This window comes from Yersinia entomophaga, from assembly GCF_001656035.1.
In the GTDB taxonomy this organism is placed as follows: domain Bacteria; phylum Pseudomonadota; class Gammaproteobacteria; order Enterobacterales; family Enterobacteriaceae; genus Yersinia; species Yersinia entomophaga.
The window spans coordinates 2,396,986-2,415,306 of record NZ_CP010029.1; the positions used below are offsets into that span (position 1 = coordinate 2,396,986).

The following is an 18,321-nucleotide window of genomic DNA, read 5'->3' on the forward strand; positions in this document are numbered from 1 at the left end:
AATAATAATGTTGCGGGACGATTATCATGACTTCAATCAACCAAGAAAAGCTGCTTGCTCAGGCCGAAAGCCTGTGTAAACAACGAAATGTACGGCTGACTCCGCAACGTTTGGAAGTTTTGCGTCTGATGGCACAGCAACCGGGCGCAATCAGCGCTTATGATCTGCTGGATTTATTGCGGGTTTCCGAGCCTCAGGCTAAGCCGCCAACCGTCTATCGCGCTTTGGATTTTCTTTTAGAACAAGGATTTATACACAAAGTTGAGTCGGCAAACAGCTATGTGCTGTGCCATCATTTTGAGGAGCCGCTGCACACCTCAGCGCTGTTTATTTGCGATCGCTGCGGTTTGGTAACGGAAAAAACCACCGTTGGTATTGAAGAAGCCTTAGCTTTGCTGGCGAAACAATCAGGTTTTGCGCTGCGTCACAGCGTGGTAGAGGCTCACGGCCTTTGCGCCACGTGCGGCGAAGTCGAAGCCTGTGATAGCCATGAACATTGCGATCACGACCATAGTCTAGTGGCAAAAAGAAAGTAACCTTGGAAAAGTAACCCCTGGTGCAGAAATCATTTCTGTCGTCATACGGCGGCAGAAATAAAATAAAAAATGGTTTGTCGTCATGACTCACTGTATTAATTAACATTGTATTGATTGACATTAATTATAACCAACACTGGAAGTGTCAGCACCTCCTTGTGCTTGCAACATCTTAATATAAAACATGTAAACTTGATGATATTAAATTATATTTTAATAAATAACTCTATTTATAAAATATCGACACATTTAATAACACCGTGGAGGGAGGTAAGTTTTATATTCATATATTAATACCAACTCAGGTTACCAGCGATATTTGGTATGATCTTCCCAAGCTTTCACTTCTTTTTCCGCAGCTTCCTTCTGATAACCGTATTTTTCCTGAATTTTACCTACCAGCTGTTCGCGTTTCCCTTCTATCACCTTCAGGTCATCATCCGTCAGCTTGCCCCATTTCTCTTTAATTTTCCCTTTAAACTGCTTCCAGTTACCGTCGGCTTGATCTTTATTCATAATATCTCCGTTAACTTTTGTTAGCTCAGTTTATTTAATTCCTATTAATATATAGGCTAATATAATTACCAGTAAATTAATAAGACAATCTTAAATTGAATCGTTGTCTTATTCTTACCGTGAAATAACTATAGCAGAGCATTCTGCCGATGGCTAAATTAGTACTATGGAATAGTAATGAAATAGTAGGCAGGCTAAGAAAACCTCATATTATTCTGTATTTAAATCAGCAAGTAACTCGTTATTATCGGATAGTTCTCAATATTACTAAAACACTGTCATGTGAGTGATTAACCAATATATATGCCTTCATTTCTGATGAGATACAGGATTATTTGAGTCGTAGCACACATAATAAAACCCCAATGAAGGGGCTTTATTTAAGGGATAAAATCAATTGCTATTAACGCTAACTACCGCAGGTAGGAATACGTGGTTCGTTAAATCCAGTCGCCATTGCGGATAACGCCAACGGCTAAACCTTCGATAGTAAATGTTTGCTCGCGCAGATCGACGACGATGGGCTGAAATTCACTGTTTTCAGGCAGCAACTGAACAATATTACCTTGTTTTTTCAGACGCTTAACAGTAACTTCATCATCAATACGCGCCACCACAACCTGCCCATTGCGCACATCCTGAGTTTTATGAACCGCAAGCAAATCACCGTCCAGAATACCGATATCTCTCATAGACATACCGTTTACCCGCAGCAGAAAATCAGCATTAGGCTTAAACAGCGAAGGATCAACTTTATAGTGACCTTCAATATGCTGCTGCGCTAACAGCGGTTCGCCCGCAGCAACCCGGCCAATCAGCGGCAGGCCTTCTTCGTCTTCCATTAATAGGCGAATACCACGAGAAGCGCCGGAGACGATCTCAATCACCCCTTTACGCGCCAACGCCTTTAGATGCTCTTCTGCGGCATTAGGCGAACGGAACCCCAGACGCTGCGCGATCTCGGCACGTGTCGGTGGCATGCCCGTTTGCGAGATGTGATCGCGAACCAAGTCGTAGACCTGTTGCTGTCTGGTAGTAAGTGCTTTCATTCCGCCCCCTGTTTGTTTATACAGTTTAGCTGTGAGTATATACAGCCAAACCCCTATTGGGAACCGAAGAGTGAATAAAAACAGGGATTAATGGCTGTATTGTTCTTCACCACTATTTGCTCTTTCCCTGAACTATGCCAAATTCAAGTATTGCCACAGCACAGTAGCCCAAATAAATACCGCCAGCAGGATAGTGATGAGCACTGCGGCGGACCCCATATCCTTTGCCCGACCTGAAAGGTCATGCAGCTCGCTGCCAATCCGGTCAACAACCGCTTCAATCGCACTGTTGATAATTTCAACCACCACCACCAAGACGACAGATCCGATCAATAAAATTCGCTCTATGACTCCCACATCAAGCCAGAAGGCCAGTATGATAGCGATGACGGCCACCACGGCCTCCTGCCGGAAAGCGGCTTCATTTTTCCAAGCAGCGGTTAACCCTTTCACAGAATAACCTGCCGCTTTATAGATACGGGTTAGTCCTGTTGATTGATTAGCCATGAGTTATGTACCTTTTTATTGGATTGATAATAGTTTCGCTGCTTCCATCAGTCTGATCACCACAGATCTCAAAACGAGTTTCTGGTATCCTTGCGGCGAATTGCTAACAAGAGGCTTCACGTTGTTATGTCAGGTTGGCGTAAAATATATTATAAGTTACTGAATTTACCACTTAAATTGTTGGTAAAAAGCAAGGTAATCCCCGCAGATCCTGTGACTGAACTGGGGTTAGACCCGTCACGTCCAATTTTGTATGTTTTACCTTATAACTCTAAGGCTGATTTGCTGACATTGCGAGCGCAGTGCCTGGCACAAGATCTTCCCGATCCGTTGATTCCACTGGAAATAGACGGTGCACAGCTGCCAAGTCACGTTTTCATCGATAATGGCCCACGGGTATTTCGCTATTATGCCCCGAAGCAGGAATCGGTAAAATTATTCCACGATTATCTGGATCTGCATCGCAATAATCCTGAGCTGGATATTCAGATGCTACCGGTATCAGTAATGTTTGGCCGCTCTCCGGGCCGGGAAGGTCACGGTACACCACATCTGCGCGTACTGAACGGCGTACAAAAATTCTTTGCCGTACTGTGGCTGGGTCGCGATAGCTTTGTGCGATTCTCGACTACCGTTTCCCTGCGCCGCATGGCCAGTGAGCACGGCACTGACAAAACCATCGCCCATAAGCTGGCCAGAGTCGCGCGTATGCACTTCTCTCGTCAGCGTTTAGCTGCCGTTGGCCCAAGTCTGCCGGCACGTCAGGAGCTATTTAAAAAGCTGCTGGCGTCAAAAGCTATCGAAAAAGCGGTGGCTGATGAAGCGCGTACCAAGAAAATTTCCCACGAAAAAGCGCAGCAAAATGCCATCAATTTGATGGAAGAGATTGCGGCAAACTTCTCTTATGAAGCCGTGCGTTTATCCGATCGCGTGTTGAGTTGGACCTGGAACCGTCTGTATCAGGGCATCAATGTTCATAACGCCGAGCGCGTGCGCCAATTGGCACAAGATGGCCACGAAATCGTGTATGTCCCCTGCCATCGTAGCCACATGGACTATCTGTTGCTGTCCTACGTGCTTTATCATCAAGGCCTGGTACCGCCGCATATTGCTGCCGGTATCAACCTGAACTTCTGGCCGGCTGGCCCGATTTTCCGTCGTTTAGGTGCCTTCTTTATTCGCCGTACCTTTAAGGGCAACAAGCTGTATTCCACCGTGTTCCGTGAATACCTAGGTGAGCTATTCACCCGTGGTTATTCCGTTGAATACTTTGTGGAAGGTGGCCGTTCACGCACCGGTCGGCTGCTGGAACCCAAAACTGGCACCCTGTCGATGACAATACAGGCCATGCTACGCGGCGGCTCCCGCCCTATTACTCTGGTGCCAATTTACATCGGTTACGAGCACGTAATGGAAGTTGGGACATACGCCAAAGAACTGCGCGGCGCGACCAAAGAGAAAGAAAGCCTGATGCAAATGCTGCGCGGTCTGCGCAAACTTCGCAATTTGGGTCAGGGCTATGTGAACTTTGGCGAACCTTTGCCATTGACTACTTATCTCAACAACAACGTGCCAGACTGGCGTGATGCTATCGATCCAATCGAAGCTCAGCGCCCAAGTTGGCTGACTCCGGCGGTTAACGATTTAGCCGCTAAAATTATGGTTCGTATCAATAATGCCGCAGCGGCTAACGCAATGAACTTATGTTCTACCGCGCTGCTGGCATCGCGTCAGCGTTCATTGACTCGCGAGCAACTGTTGGAGCAACTCGATTGCTACCTGCAACTGCTACGCAATGTGCCTTACGCCAAAGATGTGACCGTACCGGATAAAACGCCGGAAGAGTTGCTGAACCACGCGTTGAAAATGAATAAGTTCGAGGTAGAGAAAGACAACATCGGTGACATCATAATCCTGCCACGTGAGCAGGCGGTGTTAATGACTTACTACCGTAATAATATTCAGCACTTGCTGATGCTGCCTTCACTGATTGCTAGCATGGTGATGTACCATCGCCGTATTACTCGTTCCGAGTTATTACGCAAGATCGGTATGATTTACCCAATGCTGAAAGCCGAGCTTTTCCTGCATTATACCAAGGAAGAACTTGCGCCAACGCTGGATACGCTGGTTAACGAACTGGCGCGCCAACAGTTGATTTGCGATAAAGGCGATGAATTAGTGTTGAATCCAGCGCGTATTCGTCCGTTGCAGCTGCTGGCCGCTGGCGTGCGTGAAACTCTGCAACGCTACGCAATTACGCTCTCTTTGCTCAGCGCAAACCCAAGCATCAATCGGGGCGCGCTGGAGAAAGAGAGTCGCATCATGGCGCAGCGTCTTTCCGTACTGCATGGTATTAACGCGCCGGAATTCTTTGATAAGGCCGTATTCTCCACGCTGGTTGCAACTCTGCGCGAAGAAGGCTATATCAACGATATTGGCGATGCGGTGCAGGAACATACGCTGGAAGTTTACAATATGCTAAGCAACCTGATGACGCCGGAAGTGAAGCTGACGATTGAAAGCGTCAGTATGCCTGCCGAGACAAATCAGTTACCTGCTCCAGATAAACCAGCAGAATAATTTCCAGATAGCTGAATAAGCAAAGGGCCAGATAATATCTGGCCCTTTCTATTTGTATCATTTGGGGTTTAATTCAATGACCAATAGCTCAACAGAATCCCAAGGAACAGAACCAAACCAACGTAATTATTATTCAGGAAAGCCTGGAAACAAGGTTCACGCTGACGTTTAGCAATCATTTTCTGCTGATGAATAAATAGAGCGCCGGCTAATAAAACGGACCAATAGAACGCCCCGCCTAAATGCATCAGATAACCGATAATCACCATCAATAACAACGTAGCCAGTTGCAGCAACCCGACGATGAGGCGGTCATACTGACCGAATAGAATAGCCGTGGATTTGACGCCAATTTTTAGGTCATCGTCCCTATCTACCATCGCATACAGCGTGTCATAAGCGACGGTCCAGCAAATATTCGCCAACAGCAACAACCAACATACCAGCGGCAGGCTTTCGCTTACTGCGGCAAAACCCATTGGAATCGACCAGCCAAATGCCGTGCCTAACACCACCTGCGGCAAGTTGGTTACCCGCTTCATAAAGGGATAAATCCAGGCCAGTGCCAGCCCCACCAGAGATAGCCAGATGGTCATACTGTTTAAGGTCAGAACCAGCCCGAACGAGATCAGCACCAGTACGCCAAACAGGATTTTGCTTTCTTTTTCGCTCACAGCGCCACTGGGCAATGGCCGTGAAGCGGTGCGTTTTACGTGTCCATCGATTTTACGATCGGCGAAATCATTCACCACACAGCCTGCGGCACGCATCATAAACACGCCCAGCACGAACACGATCAGAATTTTTGCATCAGGAATACCGCGTCCTGCCAGCCATAACGCCCATAATGTTGGCCACAGTAACAGCAGTGAACCAATAGGCTTATCAATTCGCATCAAACGGCAATAGGCGCGCCATTTGCTTTGAAGAACACTTCCATCCAATTTATTTATCTCCCAAATCTTTGCTCATAGTCACACCCTGGAAAGCTGATATAACGGCGACGCTGGCAAGAATACTTCCGTCAGTAACAGGGGTTTCCCAGACAGGCGTAAAAGTGAACGGCGCGCCCAAAGCTTTTCCTGTAACCCCGTTTGGATATAGTCTCGCGTCAGAGCATCGCCACTGAACAGATAGCGCCCTAGAGGCACCGTTCCCAGATCCACCAGCGCACGATCGGAGCCAGAAAGGGTTTCTTCTGGCACCACCGTCCGCCCCAATAACCAAGGCTGAGCATCACCGAACAAAATAACTTCTCTCAGCCAATAACGCTGGCTTATCGGCAAATGTTCCGCCTCTTCACCCAGTTCATCGCGAGTAATAAAACATTCCAGCTTTGGTTCGATATGTACCCGTTGGCAATGTTGCTCAAAACGGCGGGTCATTGACCCCAGCTCCATCAACCAATCGGCAATATCGGCACTGAGATTAGGCTGATCAATAGATCGCCATTGAATAGGTTTTAGAATTGATACCTCGCCGTATGACATTCGGCTCGCTCCCGCCGGGGATACATCTGGCTCCCCGCAATTGGTCAACATGGGGCTATTGTAGCGCAGAAAGCCCTTGGGGTAACACGTCGAGTAGCATCTGATGATCATAACGACAACAGTGAGTTAACTGCGTCACATTTGCAGAATGCATTAGGTAAATTGATCTAATTAAGAGAAATAAGGTTTAGAAAGGGAAGAACGCGATAACCATCATAAATCATCGCCAAAGATGTCGCAGATAAAATCAGTCGGGGTATACATTCGTACGTAAACCAAAATCCACACGCGCAGTAGCCGCCATAGATCACAAAGAAAAAAGGTGCGCCACGGCGCACCAATCATCCAGCCACATTCGGCAGCGCTGGGTATCTAGCCCTTGCCTTTGACGCTGCCAATAAAGGTTTGACGCGCGGAGGTTGAGCCTAGTTTTTCCGCTTCATTCAGCAGTTTCAGCGCTTTATCCACATCGCCCGCTTTTACCGCATCTTTGATCGCCTGATTGAAATAGCTTTCGGTATCGTTAAGCATTGGCTCGGTCGGTTTACTCACCGTAGCCGGTGCGGCTGCCACTACGGGCTGAGTATTTCCGACCACGACAGGAGCGGGCGCGGCTGGCTGAGTGAAACCAATCATAATGTTGCCCATGCTTTGTTCCGCAGTGGCTTTGATTTTCAGCACACCAGTCGGAGCATGGCTGGCGATAGGATCGGGAATATTTGGTACTGCGTTACCTACGCCTTGGGCATAGGCTTTGGCCGGATCGAGCAGTTGAGTCGTTTTTGCCAGATCCTGTTTGGTGGTGTACACCAGCAGGTAGATTTGTTTTTGGCCTAATGCTGGAGTCAGTTTCAGTACGCCTTCAAGACGATCGAAACTCATGATGCCGGCTTTTTCGTAGGTAAAATAGCTGGCTGGATAGTAGGCCGCCGGGCGCATTTGTTCGTCCAGCACCACGACGCTTGGAGAGTAGAGTTTATTATCCACCACCTGACTACTCAGCGTGACTTCCATCGAACCGCGATCGGCTGGCAACGCGAAAGCGGCTACCGCACCTTCAATTTCACCCTGAGAAATATGCGGGCTGGCGTTGGTCAGTTTGATTTCCTGCGACGCCGGTGGAACTAACGGTTGCCACGGCAAGCTTTGTAAAGTCGATGGACTAATGCTCGGTGCAACCGAAACATTGGCCGGAGAAATAGTAGAAGCGGCCTGCACTGCCAGCGGCGCAGTCAAACCCAAGGCCAGAGACAAACAGAGTGACAGCAGATTCTTTTTCATTGTTATACCCTCATAGATTGAGCGTCAGCGCTAACTCCGCACGGGCAAGGTCGGCAAAGTTAACCAATCCATAACCCTTTATGTTTCAATCGGCTTTAAGGTGGCGATTTGAAATTTATCGGGTTATCACTTGATCTTGCTTTAAAAAATCAAACAGCCGCCCCGAAGGACGGCTGCGTCACTGCTGTTACCACCAGGCTTCGAATTGTGCGCCGAAGGTTACTTCGTTGTTTTTACCACGGCTATCGGTGCCGATAGTGCCGTTCTGCGCCAGCCCGAGGTCAGGACTGCCCTTAACGTTATCGTAGCCCCATTTCTCATCCCAGTTTGCATAGGTTGCAAACACGCGGATGGCCGGACGAGACCAGATGCTATCCCCCGCCTGCCATTGTTGAGCCAGAGTCAGTTTGTACTGGCCGTTACGGTCGCCGGTACGCTGAGATTTCACGTTGTCGTAGCCTGCTTCCAGTAAGGTGCTCATGATCGGCGTCCATTTATACATTGGGCGCACGCCCACACTGTACCAAGTGGTGCCGTTTTTGTTATCCCAATCGGTATCCTGGTATAAAGCGACGTACATCATGTCCCATTTTTCAGCCAGATTAATGGCACCGTGGTCAATAATACGCAGCATACTGCCGTTGTTATTCACCAGAGAGCCCTGTGAATGGCCGCTGTTCCATGAGGTCATCGAATCGGTGGCGTACTGAACCACAAATTTGTTAAAGCCGCCGAACATGCTTTGAGTATGTTCCGCCGTCAGCAAGACGCCGTCTTTGGTCGCATCTTGTGCCAATGCATAACCGTCCTGAGTATTAGCGCGACCGTAGTCCACACCGAACTCAAGCGTACCGCCTGGGTTGGTTTCCAATCCGGCTAAACGCACGTCAAACACGTCATTAATGGTTTTATCTGCATCTTTACGCTGATTATCGATCCAGGCGCTGGAGCCACCGGCTTCAGAGTTACGGGTTGCGGCCAAAGACAGCTTGCCGAAGCCCAGATCGATGTTTTCCAAACCTGCACCTGGGCCGGAGATATCCCAGTAGTAGAAGTCGATCATGTGAACGTCATGACGTTGATAGAAGCGTTTACCTGCCCACATGGTGGAACCCGGCAACCATTCGATCAGATTCTTACCCTGCACGTTGGCTTCACGGAAAGCGGGATCCGTTGATTCCCAATCGTCACGCTGTGATACGGAATAGGCTACGTTGGTATCGAAGTAGAAGCTTTTATCCCCTTCTTTCCACAGTTCCTGGCCTAATTTGATTTCCGCATAGGTTTCACATTCGTTGCCCAAACGGTATTTAGTTTGAGCGCCGGTGGTTTTGAAACATTGTTGCTCACCGCCGCTCCCTGTCCAACCGATACCAGAACGTGCATAACCGTGGAAATCTACGGCCATCGCTTGTGTTGACAGAACACCAGCGGCAACAGCCAGTGCTATCGGTAACTTGCGCAGAGTAGTCATCAGAAATCTCCTGTTTAATTTGCCTAACGGCGTGCGTGCTTTACATTCACTGTCAGTAGACGCCCGGCTCTTGATGCAGCCGTTGACACGCAGAGCCATCTTCACGGAACAGATGACAGCGATATGGCGGCAGCCCGATGGCGAATGTTGCACCTTCTTCTACCAGCACCACGTCGTTCTGGCGGTAAACCAGGTTCTGACGTATTGCGGGGATTTGGATATGAATCTGTGTTTCATTGCCCAGTTGCTCTACTACCTGAATCGGGCCTTCCAGCGTGACTTCCGATTCGCTGCTTGGCAGCAGATGCTCCGGTCGAATACCCAGCGACATATTGGCGCCGACCTGTACGCGATCGCCTTCCACCGGTAGCCAGACCAACTGGCGGTTCGGTAGCTCGATTTGTACCTGACGAGGCTCAACGGCGGTCACTTTCACTGGGAGGAAATTCATTTTTGGCGAACCGATAAAACCGGCGACAAAGCGGTTGGCCGGGTAGTGATATAGCTCCAGCGGTTTACCCACCTGCGCCACGTTACCGGCATCCAACACCACGATTTTGTCTGCCAGCGTCATGGCTTCGACCTGATCGTGCGTAACGTAAATCATGGTGCGTTGCAGGCGCTTGTGAAGTCGGGAAATCTCAATGCGCATCTGCACCCGCAGCGCGGCGTCCAGGTTGGATAAGGGTTCGTCCAGCAGGAACACATCCGGTTCAGCCACCAGCGTACGACCAATAGCGACTCGCTGACGTTGCCCGCCGGACAAGGCTTTTGGCCGACGATCCAATAGGTGCGCCAGTTGCAGCACTTCAGCGACCTGATTAACTCGCTGGTTAATTTCAGTTTTTTTGGCACCGGCCAGCTTCAGGCCGAAAGACATGTTTTCCGCCACCGACAGATGGGGATAGAGCGCATAAGACTGGAATACCATGCCGATGCCGCGTTCTGCGGGCGGCACTTCGTTCATCCGTTTACCGCCGATCAACAACTCGCCAGCGGTAATATCCTCAAGACCGGCTATCATGCGCAGCAGCGTTGATTTCCCGCAGCCTGACGGACCGACAAACACCACAAATTCACCATCTTCGATCTCCAGATTGACGTCTTTGGAGATCACGACCTCACCAAAGGCCTTATAAACGCCGCTTAGCGTTACGTTAGCCATGCGTTACTCCTTTGCTTGCGCAAACAACTTTTTCATGTGAATCCGATTGAAGAAAAATGGCGGAAGCAAAACCCGGCATAACCCAGCGATGACTCCCAGCACTCTGATGACTTTCTCTCTGCGCGCCGTGCCGCCATGCCACTGGCAAGGTTGCCTCGGACGGCGTCGCCGTCTGAGTATAAGGCTGCAAATTGATCAGCGCTTCAACACATTGATCTTGCTGGGTAATAAATAATCTGATTACGCCGTTCTGCTGGCTGATTTCAGCCAGTTGCCCTTGTTGAATCACCGGCTGACGGCGTAGAGCCAACAACGTTTGGCAAAAGCGCAGGGTGGAATCAGGATCCTGCTGCTGGCGGCTGATGGCCATAGCGCGATGTTCAATAGCCACACGCTGATACCAATGAATCTCTCCGGACGTAGCCTGCTCTGGCGCTTCGTGCCACGGCATCGGCGTCTGCGCACCTTGTGGTTCCTGTAGCGAAGCGGCGTGAGGCAAGCCCAGCTCTTCCCCTTGGTACAGCGCTATAGGCGCGGGCAATAGCGCCAGCAAGGTCAGAAAAGCGTCTGCGGAGCGAAGATCGCCCTGCCCCCAGTTGCTCACTACCCGTGGCCGCTCGGCGTCGCCGGTGCTCCACACGGACTGAGAAAGCGTGGCCCGACGCTCGGCTAATACCGACACCAGTTTTTCCGAACTGAACGGCACCACCTGCTGAGCCAAGGCACCTTGCAATAGCGGTTGCTGTAACGCCTCGGAGCCTGCGTTGCTCTGTGGGTTAATCCACACCGCCAGGCCTTGTTCGGCTAACCGCCGAGCCGTCTGCTCGCAGGGTTGCATATCCTGTGGCACAACCAGCCCATCAATCGATAAGGCGTTCAGATAAGTCAGTGCTCTCAACAGGCCGCGATAATCCCCCATGCCGTCGCCGTTTCCGTCACGGAAACTGATCGGGTGAACCCGATACAACGTAGGATGAGGAACGGCACGCGCTGGCAACATAGTCCTGGCCCTGCAAACTGTGGTTAAAATTGATGCTGCTGATACTGCGGGAATGCCGCAATTTGGTAATCATCCGTAACAAAGTTTTTCATGGGGGAGGAGATGGGAGGATGAGAGAGGTAAGGGGGTAAGCGAAAGTTCCCACCGAAAGACAAATTCGTGATCCTGCTTACAAATTTCGACCGGTATTTTTGTGGCTAACCCCACAGAATAGGCAGCAGTGTTAACTGGGTCACAATAACCTTGTCGGGGGCGTAGACGGGGGGAGGATGAGACTGTGTCCGGTTGTGACCCAATATGACAGCGTACTAAATTGCAGCGCACCCACATTATGACGCTGTCGCTGCCACCTCGCACTGTGACTCACAGCTACCCGATAAGCGGCTATTGATTCACACGAAAGTCGGTGCCCACAAAATTGGATAAAAGGATTGGATTATGACTCACAGTTTCATGAAGTCCGGCGTTGGTAAGACCGCTCGAGTCCTGGCGCTTTCCGCGCTGACCACGCTGGTACTTTCCTCTTCCGCTTTTGCCAAGATTGAAGAAGGTAAGCTGGTTATCTGGATCAATGGCGATAAAGGCTATAACGGTCTGGCAGAAGTGGGTAAAAAATTCGAGAAAGATACCGGTATTAAAGTCACCATCGAACATCCCGATAAACTGGAAGAGAAATTCCCGCAGGTTGCGGCCACCGGCGACGGCCCTGACATTATCTTCTGGGCTCACGACCGTTTCGGCGGCTACGCGCAATCCGGCCTGCTGGCCGAAGTCCATCCATCCAAAGCCTTCCAGGACAAACTGTTCCCATTCACCTGGGACGCGGTGCGTTTCAACGGTAAGCTGATCGCCTACCCAATCGCGGTGGAAGCGCTATCGCTGATTTATAACAAAGACATTATTAAAGACGCGCCAAAAACCTGGGAAGAAATCCCAGCGCTGGATAAAGAACTGCGGGCCAAAGGCAAAAGCGCCATCATGTGGAACCTGCAAGAACCCTACTTCACTTGGCCGGTTATTGCCGCTGACGGCGGTTATGCCTTCAAGTTTGAAAACGGCATCTATAACGTGAAAGACGTCGGTGTTAACAATGCCGGAGCCAAAGCTGGCCTGCAATTCATCGTCGATTTGGTGAAAAACAAGCATATCAATGCCGATACTGACTATTCCATCGCTGAAGCCGCCTTTAACAAAGGCCAAACCGCGATGACCATCAACGGCCCGTGGGCGTGGTCAAATATCGACAAGAGTAAAATCAACTACGGCGTCACGCTATTGCCGACTTTCCACGGCCAGCCGTCTAAACCTTTCGTCGGAGTATTAAGTGCCGGTATCAACGCCGCCAGCCCGAATAAAGAGTTAGCCACTGAATTCCTGGAAAACTACCTGTTGACCGACCAAGGCCTGGCTGAAGTAAATAAAGACAAGCCGCTGGGCGCCGTGGCGCTGAAATCCTTCCAAGAGCAGTTGGCGAAAGATCCGAAGATTGCCGCCACCATGGATAACGCCACCAAAGGCGAAATCATGCCGAATATCCCGCAGATGAGCGCATTCTGGTACGCCACGCGCAGCGCGGTATTGAACGCAATCAATGGTCGACAAACTGTAGAAGCCGCATTGAACGATGCCGCGACTCGTATTACCAAGTAACGGCTCTGCTCGTTAAAGGGGCACGGATTCCGTGCCCTGATAAATTCTTCACGTCAGATCGCAGTGCTGTAGTCGCTACAGAATGGCCAAATAGTCACAAAAGGGACCCGTTATGCAGTTATCCCAAACCGAAAGTTATGGACGCAAAAAGAAAGTCGCCTGGTGGCAGAGTGATGCGCTGAAGTGGCTGGCTATTGGCCTTATCAGCCTGTTTACCTGCTATCTGATCATATTAATGTATGCGCAAGGTGAATATCTTTTTGCCATAGTGACGCTGATTCTGGTTAGCCTTGGGCTGTACGTGTTTGCCAACCGTCGCGCCTATGCCTGGCGCTATGTTTACCCCGGCGTGGCCGGTATGGGGCTATTCGTCCTGTTCCCGCTGATTTGTACCATCGCCATCGCCTTTACCAACTACAGCAGCACCAACCAGTTAACCTTTGAGCGGGCGCAATCCGTATTGATGGATCGTCAGTTCCAGACCGGAAAAACCTACGGCTTCGGCCTCTATCCTGCGGGCAATCAATGGCGTTTACAGCTCACCACGCCGGATAGCGATCAACTTTTGATATCTGAGCCTTTCAGCCTCGATGGGCTGAGCGAGCAGCGAGTTAACGTCGCTCCGGCCAACACTGAAGCACAGGGTGAACGCGCCTCTTTGCGAGTGATTACTCAAAACCGTCAGGCGCTAAACCAATTGGTCGCGGTATTGCCTGATGGCGGCGAACTGCGCATGAGTTCACTGCGCCAATTTGCCGGAACCAGCCCGCTGTATGCGCTTGGTGCAGACGGCAGGGAGCTGATTAATAAGCAAACAGGCGTTATTTATCGGCCCAATATTGCAGAAGGCTTTTATCAGGCCGTCAACGCCGATGGACAGTGGGAAAATGAAAAACTCAGCCCCGGCTTTACCGTCACTATTGGCTGGAAAAACTTCCTGCGCGTGCTGCACGATGAAGGCATCCAAAAACCGTTTATCTCAATCTTTGTCTGGACCATTATTTTCTCGGTTCTGAGCGTGACCTTTACTGTCGCCGTGGGCATGGTGCTGGCGTGCGCAGTACAATGGGACGCATTGAAAGGCAAAGCTATTTACCGAGTGATGCTGATTCTGCCCTATGCGGTGCCGTCCTTTATCTCCATTTTGATTTTCAAAGGGTTATTCAACCAAAGCTTCGGTGAAATTAACCTGATGCTGAGCCACCTGTTTGGTATCAAACCGGCGTGGTTTAACGATCCTCTGACCGCCAAGAGCATGATTTTAATCGTCAATACCTGGCTGGGTTATCCCTACATGATGATTCTGTGCATGGGATTATTGAAAGCCATCCCTGACGATTTATACGAGGCTTCCGCAATGGACGGTGCCGGGCCGTGGCAGAACTTCACCAAAATCACCTTCCCGCTGCTGATCAAACCGCTCACGCCGCTGATGATCGCCAGTTTTGCCTTTAACTTTAACAATTTCGTATTGATTCAGTTATTGACTAACGGCGGCCCGGATATGATCGGCACCACAACGCCGGCAGGGTACACCGACTTGCTGGTCAACTACACCTACCGAATCGCTTTTGAAGGCGGCGGCGGGCAGGACTTCGGCCTCGCGGCGGCAATTGCCACCCTGATTTTCATATTGGTAGGCGCGTTAGCGATACTGAATCTGAAAGCCAGCAAAATGAATTTTGATTAAGGAGGAGAGGCAGATGGCCATGGTTCAACCTAAATCCCAGCGTTTGCGTCTATTGGGTACCCATTTTCTGATGCTCTGCTTTATCGCGCTGATTATGTTCCCGTTATTGATGGTTATTGCCATTTCACTGCGACCCGGCAACTTTGCTACCGGTAGCCTGATTCCAGACCAGATTTCCTGGGAGCACTGGAAGCTGGCATTGGGGATGAGCGTGACTCACGCCGATGGCAGCGTGACGCCGCCGCCGTTCCCCGTGATGCTGTGGTTGTGGAACTCGATTAAGATCGCGGTGATTACCGCCGCCGGTATTGTCACCCTTTCCACCACCTGCGCCTATGCCTTTGCGCGTATGCGTTTCAAAGGAAAAAGTAGCCTATTGAAAGGAATGCTGATTTTTCAGATGTTCCCTGCAGTGTTGTCACTGGTAGCGCTGTATGCGTTGTTTGACCGACTCGGCCAATATTTACCGTTTATTGGGCTGAATACCCACGGCGGCGTGATTTTCGCCTACATGGGCGGTATCGCGCTGCACGTTTGGACCATTAAAGGCTATTTTGAAACTATCGATAACTCGCTGGAAGAAGCAGCCGCGCTGGATGGTGCGACGCCCTGGCAAGCATTCCGATTGGTGCTGTTGCCGCTGTCGGTACCGATTCTGGCGGTGGTGTTTATCCTGTCGTTTATTGCCGCCATTACCGAAGTACCGGTGGCCTCTCTATTGCTGCGAGATGTGAACAGTTACACGCTGGCGGTCGGTATGCAGCAATACCTCAATCCACAAAACTACTTGTGGGGTGACTTCGCCGCGGCGGCAGTCCTGTCGGCCATTCCAATTACCGCGGTGTTCCTACTGGCACAGCGCTGGCTGGTGGGCGGATTAACCGCTGGCGGGGTGAAAGGTTAGTCAGAATCGTTTTGCTGGTACAGGTGTCTGTGTCGGGTGACTGCACCAGTTGGTTACAAAGCATGCCACTGCTTACTTTGCTGTAATTTACCCTGGTACTGTGTCTTTATGGCGGCCTATATGGCCGCCATTTTTTATGCCTATTATTGTTTACTCGCGTTTTAGTCGCTCGGTATTGGCCAGATATAACGTCACCACCAGCAGCAGAATCGACGCCGAATACACCAGCGTATCAATAGGGTTCTCGTGATCGACAATAATCAGCCGGATAATGGCAGTTATTCCGATATAGATAAAATAGCGTAGAGGGAAGTGATAACCTGACTCAAAGTACTTCACTATCAATGCGATAAACTCGAAGTACAGGAAGTAGATCACTATTCCTTCGATCAACTTATAGGATGAGGTTTCCTGATTATTGGTAAACAAAACCTGCCCAAGATGAAACGTCTCTTTAATCAGAAAGACCACCAAAATAGCGGCCAACGCGATCAAGCCAACGTTTAATAAACGCTGTAGATTTTTAGCTACCCATTGAGAACGCGAATTTTTCGCCATAGATACACCCAGAGAAAGAGGGGGAAACAGTCTGAGGCTAACACAAGGCCAAGCCTCAGACCGAAAAAAGGCCCCTTACATCAGTAAGAGGCCAATAATAAGCACGGATCAAAGAGCTTTAGCTCTCTAGCTTAACGCCAGTTCTTGAAACGGTTAATCAACGCATTGGTTGAGCTATCGTGGCTGGTCACCGGCGCATCATCCGCCAGCTCAGGCAGAATGCGGTTAGCCAGCTGTTTGCCCAGTTCTACACCCCATTGGTCGAAGGTGAAGATATTCAGGATTGCGCCTTGAGTAAAGATTTTGTGCTCGTACAGAGCAATCAACATCCCCAGGCTGAACGGAGTAATCTCGCGCAGCAAGATGGAGTTGGTTGGACGGTTGCCTTCAAAGACTTTGAACGGTGCAACGTGCGCCACTTGCTCCGGCGTTTTACCTGCGGCGGCAAATTCGGCTTCCACTTCTGCCCGCGATTTACCGAAAGCCAAAGCTTCGGTTTGCGCGAAGAAATTAGACAGCAACTTAGCGTGATGGTCGCTCAGCGGATTATGGCTGATAGCTGGCGCGATGAAATCGCAAGGAACCAATTTAGTGCCCTGATGAATCAACTGGTAGAACGCATGCTGACCGTTGGTGCCCGGCTCGCCCCAGATGATTGGGCCCGTTTGGTAATCAACCGGATTGCCATTACGATCCACATACTTACCGTTAGATTCCATGTTGCCCTGCTGGAAGTAAGCCGGGAAACGATGCATATACTGGTCATACGGCAGAATCGCTTCGGTTTCTGCGCCGAAGAAATTGTTGTACCAGATGCCGATCAGTGCCAATAGAACCGGAAGGTTTTTCTCTGCTGGAGTTTCGGCAAAATGACGGTCCATAGCATGGGCACCGCTCAGCAACTGCTCGAAATTCTCGAATCCAACGGACAGAGCAATAGACAGGCCGATAGCAGACCATAGTGAATAACGGCCGCCTACCCAGTCCCAGAACTCAAACATATTGTCGGTATCAATACCAAACTCGGCTACGGCTTTACCATTAGTAGACAGCGCAGCAAAGTGTTTTGCCACATGCGCTTCGTCCTGTGCAGCAGCCAGGAACCAGTCGCGAGCGCTGTGCGCATTGGTCATGGTTTCCTGAGTGGTGAAGGTTTTAGATGCGACCAGGAACAGCGTGGTTTCCGGGTTCAGCGGTTTCAACGCTTCGGCCATATGGGTGCCGTCAACGTTGGAAACAAAATGCATATTCAGATGATTTTTGTACGGCCGTAGCGCTTCGGTCACCATGTAAGGGCCAAGGTCTGAGCCACCGATACCGATGTTCACTACGTCGGTAATCGCTTTACCGGTGTAACCTTTCCATTCGCCGCCGATCACGCGGTCACAGAACTGTTTCATTTTAGCCAGCACCGCGTTCACTTCTGGCATTACGTCTTTACCATCGACCAGAATCGGGGTGTTGCTGCGGTTACGCAGGGCAACGTGCAGTACGGCGCGATCTTCGGTACGGTTAATTTTTTCACCGGAGAACATGGAGTTAATCGCACCGGCCAGATCGGTTTCTTTTGCCAGTGCCTGGAGTTTTTCCATAGTTTCAGTGGTGATGCGGTTTTTTGAAAAATCTACCAGCATCTGGTCGTCAAAAGTGGCAGAAAATTTCTCAAAACGCTGCTTGTCCTCGGCAAACAGATCGCGGATTTGCACATCTTTCATCTGTTCAAAGTGTTGTTCTAACGCTTTCCAGGCAGCGGTTTGACTAGGATTTACATTTTTCATAGCGACGCTCTTCTAGGCTTAAGGATAATGAAACGAATGCGTTAATTGTATCCTGTTAACCTGTGATTGAGATCTCTTTTCTTGCGATAGGTAATAACTCTCGATCAGAAAAGATCCCCATTCCCTTTTTAAGGGCAAAA

General features: G+C 50.0%; 16 protein-coding genes. 5 read left to right on the forward strand and 11 right to left on the reverse strand.

Translation table 11 applies throughout. From position 1 onward, the window contains the following. Positions 1-26: 26 nt before the first annotated feature. On the forward strand, positions 27-536 hold the full coding sequence (gene zur, locus PL78_RS10985) for a zinc uptake transcriptional repressor Zur (RefSeq protein ID WP_064515506.1): 510 nt from the start codon (positions 27-29) through the stop codon (positions 534-536). A gap of 306 nt (positions 537-842) precedes the next feature. Here zur and PL78_RS10990 read toward each other — a convergent pair whose 3' ends face one another. The 3 genes from PL78_RS10990 to PL78_RS11000 form a co-directional block, all read right to left on the reverse strand. Then, positions 843-1,052 carry a CsbD family protein gene (locus PL78_RS10990; protein WP_049598049.1) on the reverse strand — a complete coding sequence of 70 codons (210 nt, stop codon included), beginning with the start codon at positions 1,050-1,052 and terminating at the stop codon, positions 843-845. A gap of 440 nt (positions 1,053-1,492) precedes the next feature. Then, the gene (gene lexA, locus PL78_RS10995; protein ID WP_049598050.1) at positions 1,493-2,101 is read right to left on the reverse strand and encodes a transcriptional repressor LexA; all 609 of its coding nucleotides are present in this window, start codon (positions 2,099-2,101) and stop codon (positions 1,493-1,495) included. Between the two features lie 132 nt (positions 2,102-2,233). Next, positions 2,234-2,608 carry a diacylglycerol kinase gene (locus tag PL78_RS11000; RefSeq protein WP_064515508.1) on the reverse strand — a complete coding sequence of 125 codons (375 nt, stop codon included), beginning with the start codon at positions 2,606-2,608 and terminating at the stop codon, positions 2,234-2,236. 126 nt (positions 2,609-2,734) lie between these two features. Here PL78_RS11000 and plsB point away from each other — a divergent pair, with 126 nt between their 5' ends. Then, complete coding sequence (gene plsB, locus PL78_RS11005; RefSeq protein WP_064515510.1) at positions 2,735-5,191, forward strand: glycerol-3-phosphate 1-O-acyltransferase PlsB; 2,457 nt, start codon at positions 2,735-2,737, stop codon at positions 5,189-5,191. Positions 5,192-5,259: 68 nt separating this feature from the next. Here the strand turns inward: plsB and ubiA are convergent, their stop codons facing one another. The 6 genes from ubiA to PL78_RS21090 all read right to left on the reverse strand — a co-directional run bounded on the left by ubiA (position 5,260) and on the right by PL78_RS21090 (position 11,601). Further along, a complete protein-coding gene (gene ubiA, locus PL78_RS11010; RefSeq protein ID WP_420822910.1) occupies positions 5,260-6,087 on the reverse strand; it encodes a 4-hydroxybenzoate octaprenyltransferase in 828 nt (275 codons plus the stop codon). Positions 6,088-6,165: 78 nt separating this feature from the next. After that, on the reverse strand, positions 6,166-6,681 hold the full coding sequence (gene ubiC / locus PL78_RS11015; protein WP_064515513.1) for a chorismate lyase: 516 nt from the start codon (positions 6,679-6,681) through the stop codon (positions 6,166-6,168). Between the two features lie 372 nt (positions 6,682-7,053). Continuing rightward, complete coding sequence (malM, locus tag PL78_RS11020; RefSeq protein ID WP_064515516.1) at positions 7,054-7,962, reverse strand: maltose operon protein MalM; 909 nt, start codon at positions 7,960-7,962, stop codon at positions 7,054-7,056. A gap of 187 nt (positions 7,963-8,149) precedes the next feature. After that, positions 8,150-9,436, reverse strand: coding sequence for a maltoporin (locus PL78_RS11025; RefSeq protein WP_064515519.1), 1,287 nt, complete (start codon positions 9,434-9,436; stop codon positions 8,150-8,152). Between the two features lie 52 nt (positions 9,437-9,488). After that, positions 9,489-10,601, reverse strand: coding sequence for a maltose/maltodextrin ABC transporter ATP-binding protein MalK (gene malK / locus PL78_RS11030; RefSeq protein WP_064515521.1), 1,113 nt, complete (start codon positions 10,599-10,601; stop codon positions 9,489-9,491). After that, positions 10,594-11,601 (reverse strand): alpha-amylase family glycosyl hydrolase, encoded by a 1,008-nt coding sequence (locus tag PL78_RS21090; RefSeq protein ID WP_120805615.1) that lies wholly within the window; start codon positions 11,599-11,601, stop codon positions 10,594-10,596. Before PL78_RS21090 ends, malK begins: the two co-directional genes overlap by 8 nt. A 438-nt stretch (positions 11,602-12,039) precedes the next feature. Here PL78_RS21090 and malE point away from each other — a divergent pair, with 438 nt between their 5' ends. The 3 genes from malE to malG all read left to right on the forward strand — a co-directional run bounded on the left by malE (position 12,040) and on the right by malG (position 15,845). Next, positions 12,040-13,251: a maltose/maltodextrin ABC transporter substrate-binding protein MalE gene (malE, locus tag PL78_RS11040; protein ID WP_064515523.1), complete on the forward strand. Its 1,212-nt coding sequence runs from the start codon at positions 12,040-12,042 to the stop codon at positions 13,249-13,251. Between the two features lie 112 nt (positions 13,252-13,363). Further along, entirely contained in the window at positions 13,364-14,941 is a 1,578-nt protein-coding gene (malF, locus tag PL78_RS11045; protein ID WP_064515525.1) for a maltose ABC transporter permease MalF, read from the forward strand. Between the two features lie 13 nt (positions 14,942-14,954). Further along, positions 14,955-15,845 carry a maltose ABC transporter permease MalG gene (malG, locus tag PL78_RS11050; protein WP_049598118.1) on the forward strand — a complete coding sequence of 297 codons (891 nt, stop codon included), beginning with the start codon at positions 14,955-14,957 and terminating at the stop codon, positions 15,843-15,845. A gap of 150 nt (positions 15,846-15,995) precedes the next feature. Here malG and psiE read toward each other — a convergent pair whose 3' ends face one another. Further along, positions 15,996-16,403: a phosphate-starvation-inducible protein PsiE gene (gene psiE / locus PL78_RS11055; RefSeq protein WP_064515527.1), complete on the reverse strand. Its 408-nt coding sequence runs from the start codon at positions 16,401-16,403 to the stop codon at positions 15,996-15,998. Positions 16,404-16,534: 131 nt separating this feature from the next. Further along, the gene (gene pgi / locus PL78_RS11060) at positions 16,535-18,181 is read right to left on the reverse strand and encodes a glucose-6-phosphate isomerase (RefSeq protein ID WP_064515529.1); all 1,647 of its coding nucleotides are present in this window, start codon (positions 18,179-18,181) and stop codon (positions 16,535-16,537) included. Positions 18,182-18,321: the final 140 nt, after the last annotated feature.

Coding starts and splice junctions, on each gene's coding strand:
- ubiC (WP_064515513.1), bottom strand. CDS start 6,681: ATGTCATACGGCGAGGTATCAATTCTAAAACCTATTCAATGGCGATCT.
- psiE (WP_064515527.1), bottom strand. CDS start 16,403: ATGGCGAAAAATTCGCGTTCTCAATGGGTAGCTAAAAATCTACAGCGT.
- ubiA (WP_420822910.1), bottom strand. CDS start 6,087: ATGCGAATTGATAAGCCTATTGGTTCACTGCTGTTACTGTGGCCAACA.
- lexA (WP_049598050.1), bottom strand. CDS start 2,101: ATGAAAGCACTTACTACCAGACAGCAACAGGTCTACGACTTGGTTCGC.
- pgi (WP_064515529.1), bottom strand. CDS start 18,181: ATGAAAAATGTAAATCCTAGTCAAACCGCTGCCTGGAAAGCGTTAGAA.
- zur (WP_064515506.1), top strand. CDS start 27: ATGACTTCAATCAACCAAGAAAAGCTGCTTGCTCAGGCCGAAAGCCTG.
- malM (WP_064515516.1), bottom strand. CDS start 7,962: ATGAAAAAGAATCTGCTGTCACTCTGTTTGTCTCTGGCCTTGGGTTTG.
- PL78_RS11025 (WP_064515519.1), bottom strand. CDS start 9,436: ATGACTACTCTGCGCAAGTTACCGATAGCACTGGCTGTTGCCGCTGGT.
- PL78_RS10990 (WP_049598049.1), bottom strand. CDS start 1,052: ATGAATAAAGATCAAGCCGACGGTAACTGGAAGCAGTTTAAAGGGAAA.
- malE (WP_064515523.1), top strand. CDS start 12,040: ATGACTCACAGTTTCATGAAGTCCGGCGTTGGTAAGACCGCTCGAGTC.
- plsB (WP_064515510.1), top strand. CDS start 2,735: ATGTCAGGTTGGCGTAAAATATATTATAAGTTACTGAATTTACCACTT.
- PL78_RS11000 (WP_064515508.1), bottom strand. CDS start 2,608: ATGGCTAATCAATCAACAGGACTAACCCGTATCTATAAAGCGGCAGGT.
- malK (WP_064515521.1), bottom strand. CDS start 10,601: ATGGCTAACGTAACGCTAAGCGGCGTTTATAAGGCCTTTGGTGAGGTC.
- malG (WP_049598118.1), top strand. CDS start 14,955: ATGGCCATGGTTCAACCTAAATCCCAGCGTTTGCGTCTATTGGGTACC.
- malF (WP_064515525.1), top strand. CDS start 13,364: ATGCAGTTATCCCAAACCGAAAGTTATGGACGCAAAAAGAAAGTCGCC.
- PL78_RS21090 (WP_120805615.1), bottom strand. CDS start 11,601: ATGTTGCCAGCGCGTGCCGTTCCTCATCCTACGTTGTATCGGGTTCAC.